Genomic DNA, 20,015 nt, shown 5'->3' on the forward strand with positions numbered 1-20,015 from the left:
GGCGACGTTGTCGCCGCTGATGATAGAGATCACCTAGCGACGCAGCGGGCCCCGTGTGGCCGAGCGATGCTGCCGATGATGCGTAACCAGACCATGAAATCCTGGCGCTCGGCCGAGCAATGGCTGCTGGGCAGCATGGTGCTGGCGTTGGCGATGGCGGCTTTCATCTGGCTTGTGCTCGGCCCCGCACCGGCGGCCCCCGCCTATTTGACCGCCGTCGTCTTGCTCATCGCCTCGCTTCTCGCCTCCCTGATCATGATGCTCCGGGTCGGCACGACCCGCAGGCAGATGGAAGCCGTGCTCCACGGCCGCGCGAGGGCCGAACAACACGCGATAGAAGCGCTGCGTCATAGCGAAGCGCAATGGAAGGAGGTATTCGAGCACAACCCGGTGATGTATTTCATGGTCGACGCGGCCGGCACCGTCCTGTCCGTCAACACATTCGGCGCTGCACAACTCGGCTACTCCGTCAGCGAATTGCTCGGGCAATCCGTGCTGAAAGTCTTTCCTGCCGAAGAGCAACGTGCGGCCCAGAGCAATGTTGCCATATGCCTGGAAAATATCGGCCGAACCCACAGTTGGGAGATCTGCAAGGTCCGCAAGGACGGTTCAGCGCTTTGGGTTCGTGAAAACGCCAAGGCCGTGCGGCGGCTGGATAATCAACTGATCGTGCTGATCGCATGCGAGGACATCACCGAGCGCAAGCAGGCTGAGAATGCGCTGCGGCAGAGCGAGATGTATCTGGCCGAAGCCCAGCGAGCGAGCCACACCGGCAGCTTTGGCTGGGGCGCCGGCAGCGGCGAAATTATCTGGTCGGAAGAAACCTTCAGAATATTTGGATTCGACAAGGCCCCTTCAATCAAGTTCGCCGCGGTCATGCAACGCATTCACCCGGATGATCGCGCGCGCGTGCAACAGACCATCGACTGCGCGTCCAGCGACGGGAAGGACTTCGAGCATGGATATCGTTTGCTGATGCCTGACGGCGCGGTCAAGCATGTCCACGCCACGGGCCATGCGGTCACGGACGCATCAGGCGGCGTCGAATTTGTCGGGGCCGTAACGGACGTCACCGCCCGCAAGCAAGCCGAGGTCGAATTGCATGAAGCGCAGACGAATCTGGCGCATGTCGCGCGAGTGACGGCGCTCGGGGAAATGGCCGCGTCGATCGCCCATGAGGTGAACCAGCCGCTCGCCGCCGTCGTCACCAATGCCGCCGCATGCCTGCGCTGGCTCGACCGCGAACCTGCCAACCTGAAGGAAGCGCGCGGCACCCTGCGGTCGATTATCAATGACGGCAATCGGGCGGGCGAGGTCATCCAGCGCGTCCGCGCGCTCGTGAACAAGACCACCGATCGGAAAGCGCTCCACATCAATGAAGTCGTCAACGAGGTCATGAGCCTTGTGCAGCATGAGCTGTTCACCCACCGGGTGGCGCTGCGGTTGGAACTTGCCCCCGCCCTTCCCCCGGTCCTCGCCGACCGGATCCAGCTGCAGCAAGTCATCCTCAACCTCGTCATCAACGGGATTGAAGCGATGCAGCCGGTCAAGGACCGGCCGCGCCAACTGGTGATCCGGACACGACAGGATGAGACAAGCCAGGTTCTGGTCACGGTGAGCGACTGCGGTGTCGGAGTGGCCGCCGAGAATGCCGATCGGTTGTTCGACGCCTTCTTCACCACCAAATCCAGCGGCATGGGCATGGGCCTGTCGATTTGCCGCTCGATCGTCACTGCACACGGAGGACGGCTATCGGCCTCCGGCAATGCCGGTCCCGGCGCGACGTTTCAGTTCACCTTGCCATTGCATCAGGAGGACGGTACGTGACCGGCCGCCCAGCATCGCCTCACAACCTCACAGGTGCCGAAGAACCAGTTGTCTTCGTTGTCGACGACGACGCATCGATGCGTGACGCTCTGAGCAATCTTTTCCGGTCGGTGGGCTTGCGGGTCGAAGTGTTCGGTTCGGCTCACGAGTTTCTGCAGAGCACGCTTCCGAACGTGGCCAGCTGCCTGATCCTCGACATCAGGCTACCCCGGTTGAGCGGTCTCGACTTTCAAGCCGAGCTGGCGAAGGCCGACATCCACATTCCGATCATCTTCATGACGGGTCACGGCGATATCCCGATGACGGTCAGGGCGATGAAGGCCGGAGCCGTCGACTTCCTGACCAAGCCATTCCGCGACCAGGACATGCTGGATGCCGTAACCACGGCAATCGAACGCGACCGGGTTAGCCGCAATGAAGCCAGGGCCCTCTCAGGCTTGCATGCTCGCTTCGCGACCCTGACCCCTCGGGAGCGAGAGGTGATGGCTCTGGTCACGACCGGCCTCATGAACAAGCAGATCGCCGCCGAAATCGGCATTGCCGAGATCACCGTGAAGATACACCGCGGGCACATCATGCGGAAAATGGCTGCGAAGTCGCTGCCTGACCTGGTGAGGATGGCGGAGATGCTCGGGATCAAGCCCGCATCCGGCGGGCCGCAAACCTAAGTATGATTCTCCGACTCCGATTTCGGACGCACTCTCCCATCACGCGGCTGTGCAGCACAAAGACGCCCTCTGGTCGTCTCCAGGAAGGACCGCTGTGTCCAACCCACCGGTAATTTCAATCATCGACGATGATGGATCCGTTCGCGCCGCGACCCACAACCTCGTGAGATCGCTTGGCTACGTCGTCCATTCGTTCGCGTCGGCCGAGGAGTTCTTGCGATCGTCCCAGCTGGGTGACACATCGTGCGTGATCACGGATATCAGAATGCCTGCCATGAGCGGGCTCGAATTGCAGGCCCACCTGCTCGCCCAGGGACATAGCCTGCCGTTCATTTTCATCACGGCTTTCGCCGTCGAGAGCGATCGCGCGCGCGCTCTGAAGGCCGGGGCGGTCTGCTATCTGACCAAGCCCTTCGACGGGGAAGTCTTGATCGGATGCCTCGATACCGCCCTGGAAGGAAAGGGCGCGACAACGGGCAAATGACCCAACAGGGCGGGCGCCGCGTTAGTGTGTTGCGGACCGGCTATACGCAAGGATGACCTCGCCAAACATGTAGACAGGTTGAAGAAAGGCGGAGCCGGCGCGAGACTTCGCATCGTCGCTCCTCGAGAGAACGAAGGCGACAGCAAAGCATCACATTTTGATCCGGCAAGTGGCAATTCCTTAAGAGGAGGTCGCCATGCGTTTAGAACCGCGCTGCTCTCATTGCGACAGTGAAGACCCGAAAATCATCTCTCTGCGAAATCCCGCGTTTGAACGCTACTGCGGGCGCTTCTGTCTCGACAAGGGTCACGAGAATTTCATTCGCTGGATACGGCGTACGAATGCGGAGGTCGCGTCATGACCAATTGTTGCGGAAATCCGGAATGCAAGCGCCCCTTCGGGCTGGTCCGGCGCAGCTGGTACCTCGAACAGTTTTGCTCGGCAAAGTGCCGCGAGATCTACAAGCGTCAGGTGGAACGCAACAAGGCCTACTGGAAATGGCTCTACAACCGCCCTGAGCCCTCGGTCGCGGAAAGAAGCTGATCCAGCCACGGAACGGACACCCAAGGAGCAATCATGACGACAGTGCAAGCGATGCTGGCGGGCGCGATACTGGCCTGGGCACCCACGATTCTTGTGTTCGTCTATATCGTGCGGGACATGCGAAACACGCGAGGCCTCGATTAGAGCGTGATGACTTTTCTTCGAATCGTCATCCCGCTCTATCCCTTTGATTTGAGCATGATCTCCGCGCAAACGCGTTCCGCGTTTGTCGCGAGGGAAAACCGGTACCCACTTTTCCGGATCATGCTCTAGCTGAAGTCTCGATCAAACTTGTGACGGGTCCTCAAGCACACCTCCCAGCCGCTTGATCGACCCGTCCCCTTTTTGGATCCGAGCGCCCTCGTGCTGCAACAGCCAGCGCTTACGCTCCAGCCCGCCGCCGTACTTCACCAGCGACCCGTTGGCGCCGATCAGGCGATGACAGGGCAGGACGACGCTGATCGGATTGGAGCCGTTGGCGTGGCCGACGGCGCGGACGGCTTTGGGCATATTGAGCTTCGCGGCGAGCGCGCCATAGCTCAGCGTCGTGCCTGCGGGAATCCGGGGCAGCGCGTTCCAGACCTTTTGCTGAAAAGGCGTGCCGGCGACGCGCCATTCGATCGATGCAAGGCGGTCGAGGTCGCCCTTGAAATAGCCGGTCAATGCGGCGCGCAGCCCGCGCGGCGCCCGCGCATTCTTCAGTTCCACCGCGCCGTAATGCAGCCGCAGCAACTGCTTCATGCGTGGCTCATGATCCTCCCAGTCCAGCGCGCGGAGCAGGCCGTCCGCATCGGTGACCAGCAGCGCCGTCCCGATTGGGGTTGGCAGGCGGTCGAGGTCAAAACTCTCTGGCATCGGCATTCCCTGAAAAATATCTGCCCTGAAAAATATCTGCCCTGAAAAATATCGGCAGGCGTTCCGCACTTTTCACCCGCCGCGTGCTAGCGTCCACCCGAATTCCGCTGCCGGTTGGGGGACCGCAACATGATCTTCATCGCCAATTTTCTCGTCGCGGTGGTTGCCGCGCTGCATGTGTTTTTTCTGGTGCTGGAGATGTTTCTCTGGACCAAGCCGCTGGGCCTGAAAATCTTCCGCAACGGAATCGAGAAGGCAAGGGACTCCGCGGTGCTGGCCGCCAACCAAGGCCTGTATAACGGCTTCCTGGCTGCAGGCCTCGTCTGGGGCCTGTTCCATCCCAATCCTGCCTTCGCCTTCCAGATCAAGGCGTTCTTTCTGCTCTGCGTGATCGTGGCCGGCGGCTATGGTGCGGCAACCGTCAACCGCCGAATCCTCTACGTGCAGGCGGCGCCCGCGGCGCTCGCTTTGGTTCTGCTCTGGCTGGCTTGACAGGCTCACACTTCCGTCACTGCCTTGCGTTGCCAAATCCGTTCCGCCAAACTCCCTGGCAACGATGACGGCTGGCCATCCGAACCGATGACCGGACACGATCATCGGTCAACACAACGGAGGCAGCGATATGAGAAGTGGCATTCTTCATCTCCTTGCAGGCGCGGCGGTTGCGATCGCGCTATCGGCGACATCTGCAAGTGCGCAGAAGAAATACGATATCGGCGCCAGCGATACCGAAATCAAGATCGGCCAGACCGTTCCGTTCTCGGGCCCGGCCTCCGCTTATGCCGGCATCGGCAAGACGCAGGCCGCCTATATGCGGATGATCAACGAACAGGGCGGCATCAAGGGCCGAAAGATCAACCTGATCCAGTATGACGACGCCTACTCGCCGCCGAAAGCCGTCGAGCAGGTGCGCAAGCTGATCGAGAGCGACGAGGTTCTGCTGACCTTCCAGATCATCGGCACGCCGTCGAACGCCGCCGTCCAGAAATATCTCAACGCCAAGAAGGTGCCGCAGCTCCTCGCCGCGACCGGGGCGTCGAAATTCACCGATCCCAAGAATTTCCCCTGGACGATGGGATACAATCCCAACTACCAGACGGAGGGCCGCATCTACGGCCAATACATTCTGAAGAACCATCCAACCGCCAAGATCGGTATTCTCTATCAGAACGACGATCTTGGCCGTGATTATGTCACCGGCTTGAAGGACGCCCTCGGCGCCAAGGCCCCGTCGATGATCGTCGCCGAAACGTCCTATGAGTTGACCGATCCGACCATCGACTCGCAGATCGTCAAGCTGAAGGCGGCGGGCGCCGACCTGCTCTACAATGCCTCGACGCCAAAATTCGCAGCGCAGGCAATCAAGAAGGTCGCCGACCTCGGCTGGAAGCCGGTGCATATCCTCGACATCAATGCGAGCCCGATCTCCGCCACGCTCAAGCCCGCAGGCCTCGATATCTCCAAGGACATCATCTCCACCAACTACGGCAAGGATCCGCTCGATCCGACATGGAAAGACGATCCCGGCATGAAGGCCTATTTCGCCTTCATGGACAAATATTATCCCGAGGGCGACAAGCTCAACACCGTCAACGTCTACGGCTATGCGACCGCGGAATTGCTGGTGAAGATCCTGCAGCAATGCGGCGACGATCTCACGCGCGAGAATATCATGCGGCAGGCCACCAGCCTGAAGAACGTCACCGGCAGCCTGTCGCTGCCGGGCATGGTCACCAACACCTCGCCGACCGACTACCGCATCAACAAGCAGATGCAGATGATGAAGTTCAACGGCGAACGCTGGGAGCTGTTCGGCCCGATCATCGAGGATACCGGACCGACCGGCTAGCGCCCCGCCCCGATTCAAGACAGAAGCCGTCGGCCATGATGCCGGCGGCTTTTGTTTTGACCCCGTAATGTCCCTGCCCGCGCACCTGCATCATTTTGCGGCTGACACCAGGTATGGGCTCTTTTTGAGCAAGCGGAACCTGATACCCGAAACCCGGCTGTTGGATACCTTGCATTGCAATATGGCTTCCGCCACTATTGTGGCAGCGATGACGCCGCCAGCCAAATCCAGCCCGCGGCAAGATCATCGGCTCAAGCATGAACACATGAGGAACGCAGCATTATGAGGAAGAGTATTTTCCATCTGGTCACCGGCACGGCGCTTGCGGTTGCGCTGTCGGTCTCGTCGGCCCACGCCCAGAAAAAATACGATACCGGCGCGACCGATACCGAGATCAAGATCGGCCAGACCGTGCCGTTCTCCGGCGCCTATTCCGTCTATGCCAATATCGGCAAGACGCAGGCAGCTTACATGAAGATGATCAACGATCAGGGCGGCATCAACGGCCGAAAGGTCAACCTGATCCAGTATGATGACGCCTATTCGCCGCCGAAGACAGTCGAGCAGATCCGCAAGCTGGTGGAAGGCGACGAGGTCCTCCTGACCTTCCAGGTCATCGGCACAGCGGCCAACGCCGCCGTGCAGAAGTATCTCAACACCAAGAAGGTGCCGCAGCTGTTCGCCGCCACCGGCGCCTCGAAGTTCACCGATCCCAAGAACTTCCCCTGGACCATGGGCTACAACCCCAACTATTTCGTCGAGGGCAAAATCTACGGCCAGTTCATTCTGAAGGAGTATCCGAGCGCGAAGATCGGCATTCTTTATCAGAATGACGATCTCGGTAAGGATTACATCAACGGGCTGAAGGCGGGCCTTGGCGACAAGGCATCGAAGATGGTCGTCGCAGAAGCTTCCTACGAAGTTTCCGATCCCACCATCGATTCGCAGGTGCTGAAGATCAAGGACGCCGGCGCGGATCTGTTCTACAGCGCCTCGACGCCGAAGCAGGCCGCTCAGGCGATCCGCAAGATCCACGAGCTTGGCTGGAAGCCGGTCCATATCGTCGACATCAACGCGAGCCCGGTGAGCGCCACGCTGCAACCCGCCGGCCTCGAAGCGTCGAAGGGTGTGATCAGCGTCCAGTACGGCAAGGATCCGGCCGATCCGACATGGAAGGACGATCCCGGCCTGAAGAAGTATCTCGACTTCATGACGAAGTACTTCCCCGAAGGCGACAAGATGAACACCGTCAACACCTACGGTTATTCGACTGCGCAGCTGCTGGTGCAGGTACTCAAGCAGTGCGGCGACGACCTGACACGTGAGAACGTGATGAAGCAGGCCGCCAACCTGAAGGACGTCGTGCTCGATCTCGGCCTGCCCGGCATGAAGATCAACACCAGCCCCACCGACTACCGCGTCAACAAGCAGCTGCAGCTGATGAAGTTCAACGGCGAGCGCTGGGAATTGTTCGGCCCGATCCTCGAGGACGCAGGTCCTGCGGGTTAGTCGCGGCAATCCAATCGGAACGATCGGCGGAAAGAAGCGATCGGCGGCCCCTCGGGGCCGCCGATTTTTTGAACCCTACTCCGGTATCTCCCCAAACGTCTTGCCGGCCGGCAGCACCGCGTGCCGGATCAGGCGGGAATCCTCGACCGCGGCCTGGCGGTGCTTGACCGCTTCGCGGTAGACGGGATCGCGGATCATCTCGGCGAACGCCGCGACGCTTGGATATTCGGCGATGAAGCAGTGGTCCCAGCGCTCCGCCTCGGGTCCGATCAGCATCAGTTCGAACCTGCCCTGCCAGACGATGCGGCCGCCGAGCCGTTCGAATACCGGGCCGCTTTCGCGCCCATAGGCCGCGTAGGCCTCCGCGCCCGTCGCCTTGCGGCCGTCGGGATAGGCGGCCTGCGCGCGCAAACGAACCAGATTGAGCATGTGGACCGGACCCGGCCGGTCATTGGCCCTGAATTGCGCGAATACTTCCCTCGTCGGATCGATGTGGCCCATGCGGTTTTTCCCTGAGAATGCTGTGGTTTGCAGCCATCCTAATATGGACCCCGCCGCACCTCCTAATCCCGCGTTAACCTTTCCGTAACCGTCCCTTAAACAGCCCCCGCTAGCGTGCGGTGAGACGGGTGTGAACGGCGTTTGTCATGGCGTGGGGACGGAAAAAGCGCGGCGGACGCGAGGAGCCGCTGTTTGGGCTTCCTGCAGCGCTCGCCGATCTGCGCCTCTCTCCCGAGGATCGCATCCCCGCCGCCGTCGACGACGACAAACCGAAGAAACCAGTGCCCAAGCGCAAGCACGAAGAGGACGACGACGAGCCGCCGCCGCGCGAGAGGAAGCCGCGCGCGGCCAAGGGCGGCGCCAAGCGGCGCGCGAAATCACGCGGCCGGATCAGGTTCGGCCGGCTGATCTATTGGGGCGCGGTGCTCGGCCTGTGGACCGCGATCGCGATCATCGGCGTCGTGGTCTGGGTCGGCGCGCATCTGCCGGCGATCCAGTCGCTGGAAATTCCAAAGCGCCCGCCGACCATTCAGATTGTCGGCGTCGACGGCAGCCTGCTGGCCTCGCGCGGCGAAATGGCCGGCACCAATGTCGCGCTGAAGGATCTGCCGCCTTATCTGCCGAAGGCGTTCATCGCCATCGAGGATCGCCGCTTCTATTCGCATTACGGCATCGATCCCATCGGCATCGCGCGCGCGGCGGTCGCCAACATCCTGCATCGCGGCGTGTCGCAGGGCGGTTCGACGCTGACGCAGCAGCTCGCCAAAAACCTGTTCCTGACCCAGGAACGGACCATGGCGCGCAAGCTCCAGGAGGTGGAACTGGCGCTGTGGCTGGAGCGCAAGCACTCCAAGAACGAAATTCTCGAGCTCTACCTCAACCGCGTCTATTTCGGCTCCGGCGCCTATGGCGTCGAGGCGGCTTCGCAACGCTATTTCGGCAAATCCGCCAAGAACGTCACGGTCGCGGAAGCCGCGATGCTGGCGGGCCTCGTCAAATCGCCGTCGCGGCTGGCGCCGAACCGCAACCCCGAAGGCGCAGAGGCGCGCGCTCAGATCGTGCTCGCGGCGATGGCGGAGGGCAAATTCATCAGCGCCGCCCAGGCCAAGGCCTCGATCGGACATCCCTCCTACAAGGTGAAGCCGGCCGGCGCCGGCACGGTCAATTACGTCGCCGACTGGATCGGCGAGGTGCTCGACGATCTCGTCGGCCAGATCGACCAGAGCATCGTGGTCGAGACCACGATCGATCCGAAACTGCAGAGCGTCGCGGAAGCCGCAATCATCGACGAGCTCGCCGCAAAGAGCGTGAAATTCAACGTCACGCAGGGCGCGCTGGTGGCGATGACGCCCGAAGGCGCGGTGCGCGCCATGGTCGGCGGGCGGAACTATGCCGACAGCCAGTACAACCGCGCGGTGACGGCCAAACGCCAGCCCGGCTCGGCGTTCAAGCCGTTCATCTATCTGACGGCGATCGAAGGCGGCCTGACGCCGGAAACGATCCGCCAGGACGCGCCGCTCGATCTCAAGGGCTGGAAACCTGAGAACTACACCCATGAATATTTCGGCTCGGTGACGCTGACACAGGCGCTGGCGATGTCGCTCAACACGGTCGCGGTGCGGCTCGGCCTCGAGGTCGGGCCAAAGAACGTGGTGCGGACCGCGCACCGGCTGGGGATTTCATCGAAGCTCGAGGCCAATCCTTCGATCGCGCTCGGTACCTCGGAAGTCTCGGTCATCGAACTGGTCGGCGCCTATGCACCCTTTGCCAATGGCGGGCTCGGCGTCTCCCCGCATGTCGTGACCAAGATCCGTACCCATGAGGGCAAGGTGCTGTATGTGCGGCAGCCCGACCGGCCCGGCCAGGTGATCGAGCCGCGCCATGCCGCGATGATGAACACGATGATGCTGGAAACCCTGCTGTCCGGCACGGCGCGCAAGGCGGAGATTCCGGGCTGGATGGCCGCCGGCAAGACCGGCACCAGCCAGGATTTCCGCGACGCCTGGTTTATCGGCTACACGGCGAACCTCGTCACCGGCGTCTGGCTCGGCAATGACGATAACTCGCCGACCAGGAAGGCCACCGGCGGCGGCCTGCCGGTGGAAGTGTGGACCCGCTTCATGCGCACGGCGCATCAGGGCGTTCCGGTGGCGAGCCTGCCGAACGCGCAGCGCGGCGGCTTCATGTCGAACCTGTTCCAGACCGCGTCGCAGGTCAGCGCCGCGCCGCAGCCGGCGCCGGTCCCACAGGGCGGCGGATATCGGCCGCCACCGGCACGAACCTCGGCGCCATCGCCGAATCCGTCGGCGCGGCCGGAAGCCGCGGCGGGACTGGATGGCTGGCTGGTGGACCGGCTGTTTGGGAGGTAGGCGGTAATCTCGCGACCACCACAAGCCGTCATACCCCGCGAAAGCGGGGTATCCAGTACGCCGCGGCCTCTCGGTTTATCGCTGACGTCTCTGGAATACTGGGTCACCCGCCTTCGCGGGTGACGACACCGCGATATGCGGCGACGACAGAACTAATCCTCGACCCCGTAGCGATGCAAATCGTTGCCGTAGGTGTCGAGCCAGCGCTTGGCGCGTTCGACATGGTCGCAAATACGATCCACGACGCGCCAGAACCTGGGCGAGTGGTTCATCTCGACGAGATGGGCGACTTCATGGGCGGCGAGATAGTCCAGCACATAAGGCGGCGCGAGGATCAATCGCCAGGAATACGACAGCGATCCGGCCGAGGTGCATGAACCCCAGCGGCTCGACTGGTCGCGGATCGACACCCGCCTGACCCGCACACCGAGATCCGCGGCGTAGGCGAGCGATGCCTTGTGCAGATCCTTGCGCGCTTCGCGCTTGAGAAAATCGTGGACGCGCCGGTCCATGTGTTCGAAATCGCCGGCCACACACAAAATCTTCTCGCCGCTGTCGCGGGTTTCAGTCCACACCGTGCCGCGCTCGCCCGCGCGATGCACGATCCGGTGCGGCACACCGCGCAACGGTATGACAGTGCCGGCCTGAAACGGTGCGGCCTTCGGCAGACGGCCGAGACGGGCGGCGATCCAGCCGCCGTGAAGCTGCGCAAAATCCTTGGCTTCCATGATCGTGCCGCGCGGCGGCATCGTCAGGATGGCTTCGCGATCCGTTGGATGAATGCGCAAGGTGTATCGCCGCGCGCGGCGGTGCCGGCGCAGCCTGATCGCAAAGACTTGCGAGCCGTGCTTGACCAAAAGAGTCGCGGGTTCGGCGGGCCGCCGATAAAGGAGGGCGCGAGTAGCCATGTCTTGGAGTCCGGGGAGTAGGAGTTCGCCCGGATTCTGCCATATCCGCCGCCAGGGAAATCGCATCTAAATTGCTCGGCGCAAAAACAAATCATTTGCCCAATATACAGGGGCTTGGCGGCAAATGGCCTCTAGGGAATGGGGCTGGAACCCAAAATTTCGGCTGGAACCGGGGGTCAAAAACGGCCTCAAGGAATGAGTCTGAACTCACCGCTTGATTCGACCGGAATCCGGAATGTTTGAATCTTCTCAGCAACTTATAGGCGACCCGGAATCGATGCCGCCCGGGCACTATTCGGCTGCACGGACCAATGTTGGCTTGGTAGTAGCCGCTGAAATCTTGGTATTGGCCGCCGACATCATGAAATCGGAGATGCGCGGCACGATTTCGGAACGGAATCGCGATCCGTTGAACACGCCGTAATGGCCGACACCCTTCTGCACGTAATGCACACGTCGATGATCGGGAATATGCGGGCACAATGCGTGCGTCGCTTCGGTCTGACCGAGCCCGGAGATGTCGTCTTTCTCGCCTTCCACCGTCATCAGCGCCACGCGGCGGATCTGCGACGGATCGACCGGCTTGCCGCGATGGGTCATCTCGCCCTTGGGCAGCGCGTGCTTGACGAATACGACATCGACGGTCTGCAGGTAATACTCCGCCGTCAGATCCATCACCGCGAGATACTCGTCATAGAATTCGCGGTGCTTGTCGACCATGTCGCCGTCGCCCTTCACCAGATTGTTGAACAGGGCCTTGTGCGCGTCGGTATGGCGATCGAGATTCATGGTGATGAAGCCCGAGAGCTGCAAAAAGCCCGGATAGACGTCGCGCATCACGCCGGGATGCGGGAACGGCACCTTGGTGATGACATGGTTGCGGAACCATTCGATGCCGCGCTCGGCCGCGAGGTTGTTCACTGACGTGGGATTGCGGCGGGTATCGATCGGGCCGCCCATCAGCGTCATCGACAGCGGCACGAAGGGATCGCGCGCGGCTTCCATCACGGAGACCGCCGCCACCACCGGCACCGAAGGCTGGCACACCGCGATTACATGCATGTTGCCGCCGAGCACGTGCAGCATCTCGATGACGTAATCGACATAGTCATCGAGATCGAAGCGGCCCTCGGTGAGAGGAACCATCCGCGCGTCGGACCAGTCGGTGATGTAGACTTCATGCGTCGGCAGGAACGCCTCGACCGTGCCGCGCAGCAGCGTCGCGTAATGGCCGGACATCGGCGCCACGATCAGCACGCGCGGATGCGGGCTGCGCAGCGGCCGGGTCAGCTTGCGATCGAAATGCAGCAGACGGCAGAACGGCTTTTCCCAGATCGAGCGGACTTCGACCGGCGTGCGGACGCCGTTGACTTCGGTGGTGTCGAGACCCCATTCGGGCTTGCCGTAGCGGCGCGTGGTGCGCTCGAACAATTCGCAGGCCGCGGCGATCGATTTGCCGAATTCGGTGTGCGACCAGGGATTCAGCGGGTTTTGAAACAGGATTTTGGTGGCATCGGTCACGGCGCGTGCCGGGTTGAGCGACGCGTGACCCATCTCGTACATCCAGTACATCGGCGTCGTGAGCGCCGGACTGCCTTCGGCCACCAGGGGCGGTGCGCCGCCAAACTCACCAATCGGCATTTTATTTCTGACCTCTGTTTGCGCCGCAGCATAGTGCAGAATGCGTAATAATGCGTCAATGCACCGAACGCGCCTATCCAGATGTATAAGGGACGCAAAACCCCGGAAAACCACGGGAAACTGTGACTTATTCGCCACCCCCGAGCAAAGATCCGTGATGTTTAGCGCTGCGCAAAAGGGCAAGGAAGATCGCAAAGGAGGCAACGAACAGCACCACGTTGATGACAAGCGACCAGACCATCAGGTCGGCCCTGAAGACGTGATCGATTAAGAGTGCGCGCATGCCCTCGAACACATAGGTCGGCGGCAGCGTCCAGGCGATATATTGCAGCCAGCCGGGCAGCACCGCGACCGGGTAATAGATGCAGGCGAGCGGCATCAGGCCGAACATCAAGGTCCAGACGATGCTCTCGGCGCCGAGGCCGTTGCGCAGCACCAGGCCGGATACGAAAATTCCGACCGACCAGCTCGTGAAGATCAGGTTGCAGAAGAACGCGATCAGCGGCAACCCGATCGCGAAGAAGTTGAAATCGAAGAAGAACAGCGCCAGCAGCGTCATCGGGATGACGCCGATCGCGAGCCGGATCAGGCTCATGATCATCAGCGAGATCAGGAATTCGATCGGCTTCAGCGGGCTCATCATCAGGTTGCCGAGGTTGCGCGCCCACATCTCCTCGAGGAACGAGATCGAGAAGCCGAGCTGGCCACGAAACAGGATGTCCCACAGGATCACCGCCCCGATCAGCGTGCCGCCGGCACGCGCAAAGAAGCCGTCGTTCTGCGAAATGTAGCTCTGCAGAAAGCCCCAGGTGATGATCTGCAGCGCCGGCCAGTAGATCAGCTCCAACAGCCGCGGCCAGGACGACATCAGGAGATACCAGTAGCGCAGCACCATCGCCTGGATGCGATGCCAGGAAATGGCGTAATGGGCGGCGGTCTCGCGGGCGACCTCGCTCATGGCGTCTCCTCCCGCACCCGGCCGCGCGCGACGTCGAGGAATACGTCTTCCAGCGTGGTGCGGTTGTAGCGCGCCATGATCTGGTCGGGGCTGTCGTCATCCTCGATGCGGCCGCGCTTCATGATGATGACGCGGTCGCACAGCCGCTCCACTTCCAGCATGTTGTGCGACGCCAGCAGGATGGTGGCGTCATGGGTCTTGCGGTAGTTCGCCAGATGCTGCCGCACCCAGTCGGCGGTATCGGGATCGAGCGAGGCCGTCGGCTCGTCGAGCAGCAGCAGCTCGGGCTGGTTGATCAGCGCTTTCGCCAGCGCGACGCGGGTCTTCTGGCCGGCCGAGAGTTTTCCGTTGGCGCGATCAAGAAATTCCTTGAGATCGAGGTCGGACGCAAGCTGTTCGATGCGCTCGGCGAGATTCTGCACCGCGTAAAGCCGGCCGAAGATGGTGAGGTTCTGCCGCACCGTGAGCCGCATCGGCATGTCGACATAGGGGCTCTCGAAATTCATCCGGCCGAGCACCTCGGCGCTTCCCTCCGGCATCGGATGACCGAGCACCTGGACGCGCCCCGAGGTCGGCAGCACCAGTCCCATGATCATGGCGATCGTCGTGGTCTTGCCGGCGCCATTGCCGCCGAGCAGGCCGGTGATGCTGCCGCGCGCGATCCGGAACGACACGTCATCCACTGCGCGGGTGGTCTTGTAGAGTTTTATGAGATGCGCGACGTCGATCGCGGCGGAGCTTTCCGGCCCGGCCGCGGGAGGCTTTGCTGGCGCTGTCTCACTATTGTCCATGACTGCCCGTTCATTGGGCCATCACGGGGGTGAGCGCAAGAACCTCGTCATGCAAGGTCGTCATGGCCGGGCTTGTCCCGGGTATCCACTTCCTTTCGATCTGTCGGCAAGTAAAGACGTGGATGGCCGGGCATAGGCGAACGGCAGCGACGCCGTCCTTCCGGACGGCTATGCCCGGCCATGACGGAGAAAGCGAACCTGACCGCGCGAATTTGTGATCATACGCCCGCACGGCTAAACTCCAGATATGACCGACGTCGCCGCCTCCGATTTCCGCCTGCCGCACCGATATGTCCGTCTCGATACGATCCTCCGGCTGCGCTGGCTGGCCGCGCTCGGCCAGCTCACCGCGATCTTCATCGTGGCGCATGGGCTGGAATTCGCCTTTCCCGTCATTGCCTGCGTCGCCATCGTCGGCATCTCGGCGCTGCTCAATCTCGCGCTGCAGATTGCCTTCGACCCGATGCAGCGGCTGGAACCGGCCTATGCAGCGGCGCTGCTCGCGCTCAACATCGTCGAACTCGCCGCGCTGCTGTTCCTGACCGGGGGATTGCAGAACCCGTTCTCGTTCCTGTTCCTTGGTCCGGTCCTGATCTCGGCGACGGTGCTGCCGATTCGGATGACGGTCGGCCTCGGCCTGCTCGCGGTCGCCTGCGCCTCGGCGCTGGTGTTCTTCCATTTGCCGCTGCCGTGGGACAGCGAAGACCCGCTGGTGCTGCCGCCGATCTATCTGTTCGGGGTCTGGCTCTCGATCGTGCTCGCGATCGGCGTCACCAGCCTCTATGCGTTCCAGGCGACCGAGGAGGCGCGAAAACTTTCCGACGCGCTGGCCGCGACCGAGCTGGTGCTGACGCGCGAGCAGCATCTGACCCAGCTCGATGGCCTTGCGGCTGCCGCCGCGCATGAGCTCGGCACGCCGCTGTCGACGATCTTCCTGATTTCGCGGGAGCTGGAAAGGACGGTCGACGGCAACGACTCATTGGCGTCCGATCTGAAAACCCTGCGCGAGCAGGCGCAGCGCTGCCGCGACATCCTGGCCAAGATCACCCAGCTTTCCTCCTCCGGCGCGCCGTTCGACCTGATGCCGATCTCGACGCTGATCGAGGAAGCGGTGGCGCCGCATCGCGATTTTGGCGTCGCCATCAAGGTGCGGCTAGCTGTCGCAGCCACGCGGGAGCCGGTCGTCGCGCGGAACCCGGCCATCCTGTACGGCGTCGGCAACATCCTGGAAAATGCCGTGGATTTCGCGCGGACAACGGTGGAGGTGAACGCCTGGTGGAACGCCGATTCGGTCGTAATCGTCATTTCGGACGACGGCCCCGGCATCGCGCCCGATATGCTGAAACGGATCGGGGAACCCTATTTATCAAGGCGCCGCAGCGCCGATGAGGCCCACCGCGAACGCACAGGCCTCGGCCTCGGCGTGTTCATCGCCCGCACGCTGCTGGAACGGACCGGCGCCAAGGTTTCCTTCTCCAACCGGACCTTTCCCGATCACGGTGCCGTGGTGCAGATCGCCTGGCCCCGCGCCCGTTTCGAGGCCGAGGAAAGTGCTGTAGGCCCAGCGGATTAGGCGAAAGCGAGCCGATCAACTTTGTGGGGCCTTGGCAGTGCAAAACTACCGCGCCATATGCTCTATATGATGATCTACATCCGCAACCCCGGGGGAACCCGACTTTGAACGCCATCGCCGAACTGAACGATCTCGCCGACCGCTCGCTGCTGATCGTCGAGGACGACAAGCCGTTTCTCGAGCGCCTGTCGCGCGCGATGGAAACCCGCGGCTTCGCGGTGACATCCTGCGACACCGTGTCCGACGGACTGGCGCAGATCAACAAGGCCGCACCGGCCTTCGCGGTGGTGGACCTGCGGCTTGGCGACGGCAACGGGCTCGACGTGGTCTCGGCGCTGAAGCGCAAGCGCCCCGACGCGCGCACCATCGTGCTGACCGGCTACGGCAACATCGCAACCGCCGTCACGGCGGTGAAGATGGGCGCGGTAGATTATCTCTCGAAGCCTGCGGATGCCGACGACGTCGTCGCGGCGCTGCTCGCCAGCGGCACCGAGAAATCCGAGTTGCCGTCGAATCCGATGTCGGCAGATCGCGTGCGCTGGGAACACATCCAGCGCATCTACGAGATGTGCAACCGCAACGTCTCCGAAACCGCGCGGCGGCTCAACATGCACCGCCGCACCTTGCAACGGATTCTGGCGAAACGCGCGCCGCGCTGAGGTTTCCGATCGCGTAGCCCGGATGGAGCGAAGCGCAATCAGGGAATCTCGCAAGCGGATCGGCCGACGCGGATTTCGCTCCGCTCCACCGGGCTCCGATTCGAACCTTTCTCTAAAACTCCACATGCCCCTGCGGATCGACTAGCCGATTGATCCGCTGCGCCGCGGCCATCGCAAAGCGTACCGTCATCGATTTGCGCGTTGCCGCGGGCAGGCGATGCTCAGGCGCTTCGCAATGCAGATGGGCGCCATAGGCATCGGCGATGATCAGGCCGGTGTCTTCGGGGAAAATCTCGCAGGGCAAATCCTGCGTGAAGGCAAAGAACAGCCGGTCGCAATGCATCCGGTAATCCTGCCATTTCTGGTCGGCACGCAGATCTTCCACCGATGACTTGATCTCGACGATCCAGATTTCGCCGCGCTCGTTCAGCGCCACCAGATCGGCGCGCCGCCCCGAGGGCAGCGGCAATTCGCTGATGCAGGAGAACCCCAGCGACCGCAACAGCCGCGCGGTGCCGCGTGCGATCGCCAGCGCCGTCTCCGACTGGCGGCGGTCCAATGGAGGCACGAGGCTGATCTGGCGGGCAGGCGATTCCATGATCGTGAACCCTATCCGATTTCACGACGACCACCCAGCAGCGACGCCAAGTCCGGCGCAAAGCCGGCCACAAATTTGTCCGTAACCCGCCCTTTTTTGGACCTCAGCGCACCGTGAAGCCAAGGGAACCTTGGCTTTGAGGGACAAAACACTGGAGGAGATCTGACGATGCCCCGCATCGCTACATCAGCTTTTGCCCTCGCCCTCACTGCCCTGTCGCTGTCCGCCGGCCCGTCGCCGGCCCTTGCAAAACCCGCCGTCGAAGTCGCCTTCGTGCTCGACACCACGGGCTCGATGGGCGGCCTGCTCGAAGGCGCCAAACGCAAGATCTGGTCGATCGCGACCGCGATCGTCGATTCCAACCCCGACGCCGACATCCGCATGGGCCTCGTCGCCTATCGCGACATCGGCGACGACTATGTGACCAAGAAGGTCGAACTCACCACCGACATCCAGGATCTCTACGCCCACCTTCTGGAACTCAAGGCTCGCGGCGGCGGCGACTGGCCGGAAAGCGTCAACGAGGCACTCGATGTCGCCGTCAACAAGCTGCAATGGACCTCGGGCGGCGATACCAGGCGGATCGTGTTCCTGGTCGGCGACGCCCCGCCGCACATGGATTACGCGCAGGATACCAAATATCCGCGCACGCTTTCAGTGGCGAAGCAGAAGGATATCATCGTCAACGCGGTGCTGGCCGGCGATGCCCGCGATACCGAGCGGGTGTGGCGTGACATCGCCCAGAACGGCAACGGCCGCTTCATCCCGATCCCGCAGGACGGCGGCCAGGTCGTCATCATCGAAACGCCTTACGACGAGGAGATCATCATCCTGCAGCGGGAGATCAACGGCACCGTGATCCCTTACGGACCGAAACACCTGCAGAAGCGCACCGAAGGCAAGACCAAGCAATTGTCCGAGGTCGCCGCCGCTGCGCCCGCGCAGGCCTCGGAGATGGCGAGCTATCTCAACAAGCGCTCGAAGGTGACGTCGGAGGCCGTCACCGGCGATGGCGATCTGGTCGCCGACGTGACCGCAGGCCGCAGCAGGCTTTCCGCCATCAAGGAAGAAGACCTCCCCGACAATCTGCGCGCGTTGAAGCCCGAACAGCGCATCGACGAGGTCAACAAGCAGATGGGCCAGCGCAAGGCGCTCAACGACAAACTGTCGGCGCTGGTGGCGAAGCGCGACAAATACGTCGCCGACCAGCGCGCCAAGGCCGCGCCGAAAGCGTCATCGTTCGATCGCGTGGTCGAGGATACGCTGAAGGCGCAGATCAAGCGGTGAGTTGTTGACGTCGCGAGGCCCCTCAACGAGTCGTCCCCGCGAAAGCCGGGACCCATAGCCACCGGCGCATGTTGTTACGCCAGGCTGGAGCTACAGCCGTCGCACAACACACGCCTGTGTTTATGGGTCCCGGCTCGCGCTTCGCTTGGCCGGGACGACAGAGATCAGGGGTGCCGGCCCATGGCGAGCTGATAGATCGTAATAATCACCTCGAACAGGATCAGAAGCACGATAATCACTTCGAGCCGCAACGAGCGCCGCGTGTCGATGATATCGGTCAGCACCTGCGCGCTCTCGGCGATCACGGCGAGCTTGCCGTTCAGCGATTCCGCGCGCTCCTTGAGCTCATACTCGTCCTCCAGCCGGGCATACAGTCGCTCCAGATGCGGCTTGTCCCAGAGCACGTCGGGCTTTTCTTCCACTTCGACCGGCCCCGACACACGGTGCCGTACCAGAAGCGCACCGCCGATGTTTTTCAGGATCGAGCGACGGCTGCCGCGCATACGCCCGCTCTGCGCCAGTTCCCGCGCGACCGGTTCGGTCGTATCAAAGACGCTGGCGACCTCGCGTTCATGCCGGGCCAGGACGACGCTCTTCGCCAGTGCCTCGCAAATCAGGATCAGCCGGTCAGGCGACAGGCTTTGCAGGCAGATCGGGCCGCCGGGTGCAATCTGGTCCTCCTTTTCCGGGGCCAGCTCGATGATTGCGATTTCCTCGTCGCGCCGCGCAAACTTCCCCGTCATGCGGTGGTCCAGGCCGCGGAGGAATTCCTCCTCTTCCAGCGCATTCAGCCCGATCAGGACCACCACGCCATAGCGAAAGAGAACCGCGACGCCGTTTTCATTGACGCGAAACGCCAGCGGTGTCGTCGCCAGCACGTCGCCGCGCTCGAGGCCCGACGTATTGAGGCGATCGCTGACAAAAAACGCTCGCGCCGTCGTTCGGATCCCACCGAGCGGCGATTTGGAGGCTTGGTTCATGACCTGCGCATCCCG

General features: G+C 62.4%; 18 protein-coding genes and 1 pseudogene. 11 read left to right on the forward strand and 8 right to left on the reverse strand.

Going from position 1 to position 20,015, the window contains the following annotated elements; translation table 11 throughout:
- Positions 1-66: 66 nt before the first annotated feature.
- From V1294_RS02030 to V1294_RS02045, 4 genes are all read left to right on the forward strand, one after another.
- Positions 67-1,827 (forward strand): PAS domain-containing sensor histidine kinase, encoded by a 1,761-nt coding sequence (locus V1294_RS02030; protein WP_334494848.1) that lies wholly within the window; start codon positions 67-69, stop codon positions 1,825-1,827.
- Positions 1,824-2,495, forward strand: coding sequence for a response regulator transcription factor (locus V1294_RS02035; protein ID WP_334487172.1), 672 nt, complete (start codon positions 1,824-1,826; stop codon positions 2,493-2,495). The genes V1294_RS02030 and V1294_RS02035 overlap by 4 nt, the downstream gene beginning before the upstream one ends.
- A 94-nt stretch (positions 2,496-2,589) precedes the next feature.
- A complete protein-coding gene (locus V1294_RS02040) occupies positions 2,590-2,979 on the forward strand; it encodes a response regulator transcription factor (protein WP_334494849.1) in 390 nt (129 codons plus the stop codon).
- A gap of 357 nt (positions 2,980-3,336) precedes the next feature.
- A complete protein-coding gene (locus V1294_RS02045; protein WP_334494850.1) occupies positions 3,337-3,522 on the forward strand; it encodes a hypothetical protein in 186 nt (61 codons plus the stop codon).
- A 285-nt stretch (positions 3,523-3,807) separates the two neighbouring features.
- Here V1294_RS02045 and V1294_RS02050 read toward each other — a convergent pair whose 3' ends face one another.
- Positions 3,808-4,377, reverse strand: a complete 570-nt coding sequence (locus V1294_RS02050) for a methylated-DNA--[protein]-cysteine S-methyltransferase (protein WP_442895310.1) — start codon at positions 4,375-4,377, stop codon at positions 3,808-3,810.
- 129 nt (positions 4,378-4,506) lie between these two features.
- Between V1294_RS02050 and V1294_RS02055 the strand changes: the two genes are divergently transcribed.
- The 3 genes from V1294_RS02055 (at position 4,507) to V1294_RS02065 (ending at position 7,735) form a co-directional block, all read left to right on the forward strand.
- Positions 4,507-4,869, forward strand: coding sequence for a DUF1304 domain-containing protein (locus tag V1294_RS02055; protein WP_334494853.1), 363 nt, complete (start codon positions 4,507-4,509; stop codon positions 4,867-4,869).
- A gap of 130 nt (positions 4,870-4,999) precedes the next feature.
- Positions 5,000-6,226 (forward strand): ABC transporter substrate-binding protein, encoded by a 1,227-nt coding sequence (locus V1294_RS02060; protein WP_334494854.1) that lies wholly within the window; start codon positions 5,000-5,002, stop codon positions 6,224-6,226.
- A 282-nt stretch (positions 6,227-6,508) separates the two neighbouring features.
- Entirely contained in the window at positions 6,509-7,735 is a 1,227-nt protein-coding gene (locus V1294_RS02065) for an ABC transporter substrate-binding protein (RefSeq protein ID WP_334494856.1), read from the forward strand.
- Between the two features lie 75 nt (positions 7,736-7,810).
- Here the strand turns inward: V1294_RS02065 and V1294_RS02070 are convergent, their stop codons facing one another.
- On the reverse strand, positions 7,811-8,236 hold the full coding sequence (locus V1294_RS02070) for a DUF1330 domain-containing protein (RefSeq protein ID WP_334494858.1): 426 nt from the start codon (positions 8,234-8,236) through the stop codon (positions 7,811-7,813).
- Between the two features lie 146 nt (positions 8,237-8,382).
- Between V1294_RS02070 and V1294_RS02075 the strand changes: the two genes are divergently transcribed.
- Positions 8,383-10,605 carry a penicillin-binding protein 1A gene (locus tag V1294_RS02075; protein ID WP_334494861.1) on the forward strand — a complete coding sequence of 741 codons (2,223 nt, stop codon included), beginning with the start codon at positions 8,383-8,385 and terminating at the stop codon, positions 10,603-10,605.
- 152 nt (positions 10,606-10,757) lie between these two features.
- Here V1294_RS02075 and V1294_RS02080 read toward each other — a convergent pair.
- The 4 genes and pseudogenes from V1294_RS02080 to V1294_RS02095 form a co-directional block, all read right to left on the reverse strand.
- A pseudogene (locus V1294_RS02080) lies at positions 10,758-11,608 on the reverse strand (M48 family metallopeptidase).
- A 196-nt stretch (positions 11,609-11,804) separates the two neighbouring features.
- A complete protein-coding gene (locus tag V1294_RS02085) occupies positions 11,805-13,154 on the reverse strand; it encodes a polyhydroxyalkanoate depolymerase (protein WP_334487191.1) in 1,350 nt (449 codons plus the stop codon).
- 127 nt (positions 13,155-13,281) lie between these two features.
- Complete coding sequence (locus V1294_RS02090) at positions 13,282-14,112, reverse strand: ABC transporter permease (protein ID WP_334494863.1); 831 nt, start codon at positions 14,110-14,112, stop codon at positions 13,282-13,284.
- The gene (locus tag V1294_RS02095) at positions 14,109-14,903 is read right to left on the reverse strand and encodes an ABC transporter ATP-binding protein (protein ID WP_334494865.1); all 795 of its coding nucleotides are present in this window, start codon (positions 14,901-14,903) and stop codon (positions 14,109-14,111) included. The genes V1294_RS02090 and V1294_RS02095 overlap by 4 nt, the downstream gene beginning before the upstream one ends.
- 247 nt (positions 14,904-15,150) lie before the next feature.
- Between V1294_RS02095 and V1294_RS02100 the strand changes: the two genes are divergently transcribed.
- Positions 15,151-16,476: an ActS/PrrB/RegB family redox-sensitive histidine kinase gene (locus V1294_RS02100; RefSeq protein WP_334494867.1), complete on the forward strand. Its 1,326-nt coding sequence runs from the start codon at positions 15,151-15,153 to the stop codon at positions 16,474-16,476.
- Between the two features lie 104 nt (positions 16,477-16,580).
- The gene (locus tag V1294_RS02105; RefSeq protein ID WP_057852373.1) at positions 16,581-17,135 is read left to right on the forward strand and encodes an ActR/PrrA/RegA family redox response regulator transcription factor; all 555 of its coding nucleotides are present in this window, start codon (positions 16,581-16,583) and stop codon (positions 17,133-17,135) included.
- 112 nt (positions 17,136-17,247) lie between these two features.
- On the opposite strand, the gene V1294_RS02110 is transcribed toward V1294_RS02105, so the two are convergent.
- Positions 17,248-17,733: an MmcB family DNA repair protein gene (locus V1294_RS02110; RefSeq protein WP_334487197.1), complete on the reverse strand. Its 486-nt coding sequence runs from the start codon at positions 17,731-17,733 to the stop codon at positions 17,248-17,250.
- A 168-nt stretch (positions 17,734-17,901) separates the two neighbouring features.
- Between V1294_RS02110 and V1294_RS02115 the strand changes: the two genes are divergently transcribed.
- Complete coding sequence (locus tag V1294_RS02115; RefSeq protein ID WP_334487198.1) at positions 17,902-19,020, forward strand: vWA domain-containing protein; 1,119 nt, start codon at positions 17,902-17,904, stop codon at positions 19,018-19,020.
- Positions 19,021-19,184: 164 nt separating this feature from the next.
- Here V1294_RS02115 and V1294_RS02120 read toward each other — a convergent pair whose 3' ends face one another.
- The gene (locus V1294_RS02120; protein ID WP_334504458.1) at positions 19,185-20,000 is read right to left on the reverse strand and encodes an RMD1 family protein; all 816 of its coding nucleotides are present in this window, start codon (positions 19,998-20,000) and stop codon (positions 19,185-19,187) included.
- Positions 20,001-20,015 lie beyond the last annotated feature (15 nt).

This window comes from Bradyrhizobium sp. AZCC 1678 (assembly GCF_036924765.1).
GTDB lineage: Bacteria > Pseudomonadota > Alphaproteobacteria > Rhizobiales > Xanthobacteraceae > Bradyrhizobium > Bradyrhizobium algeriense.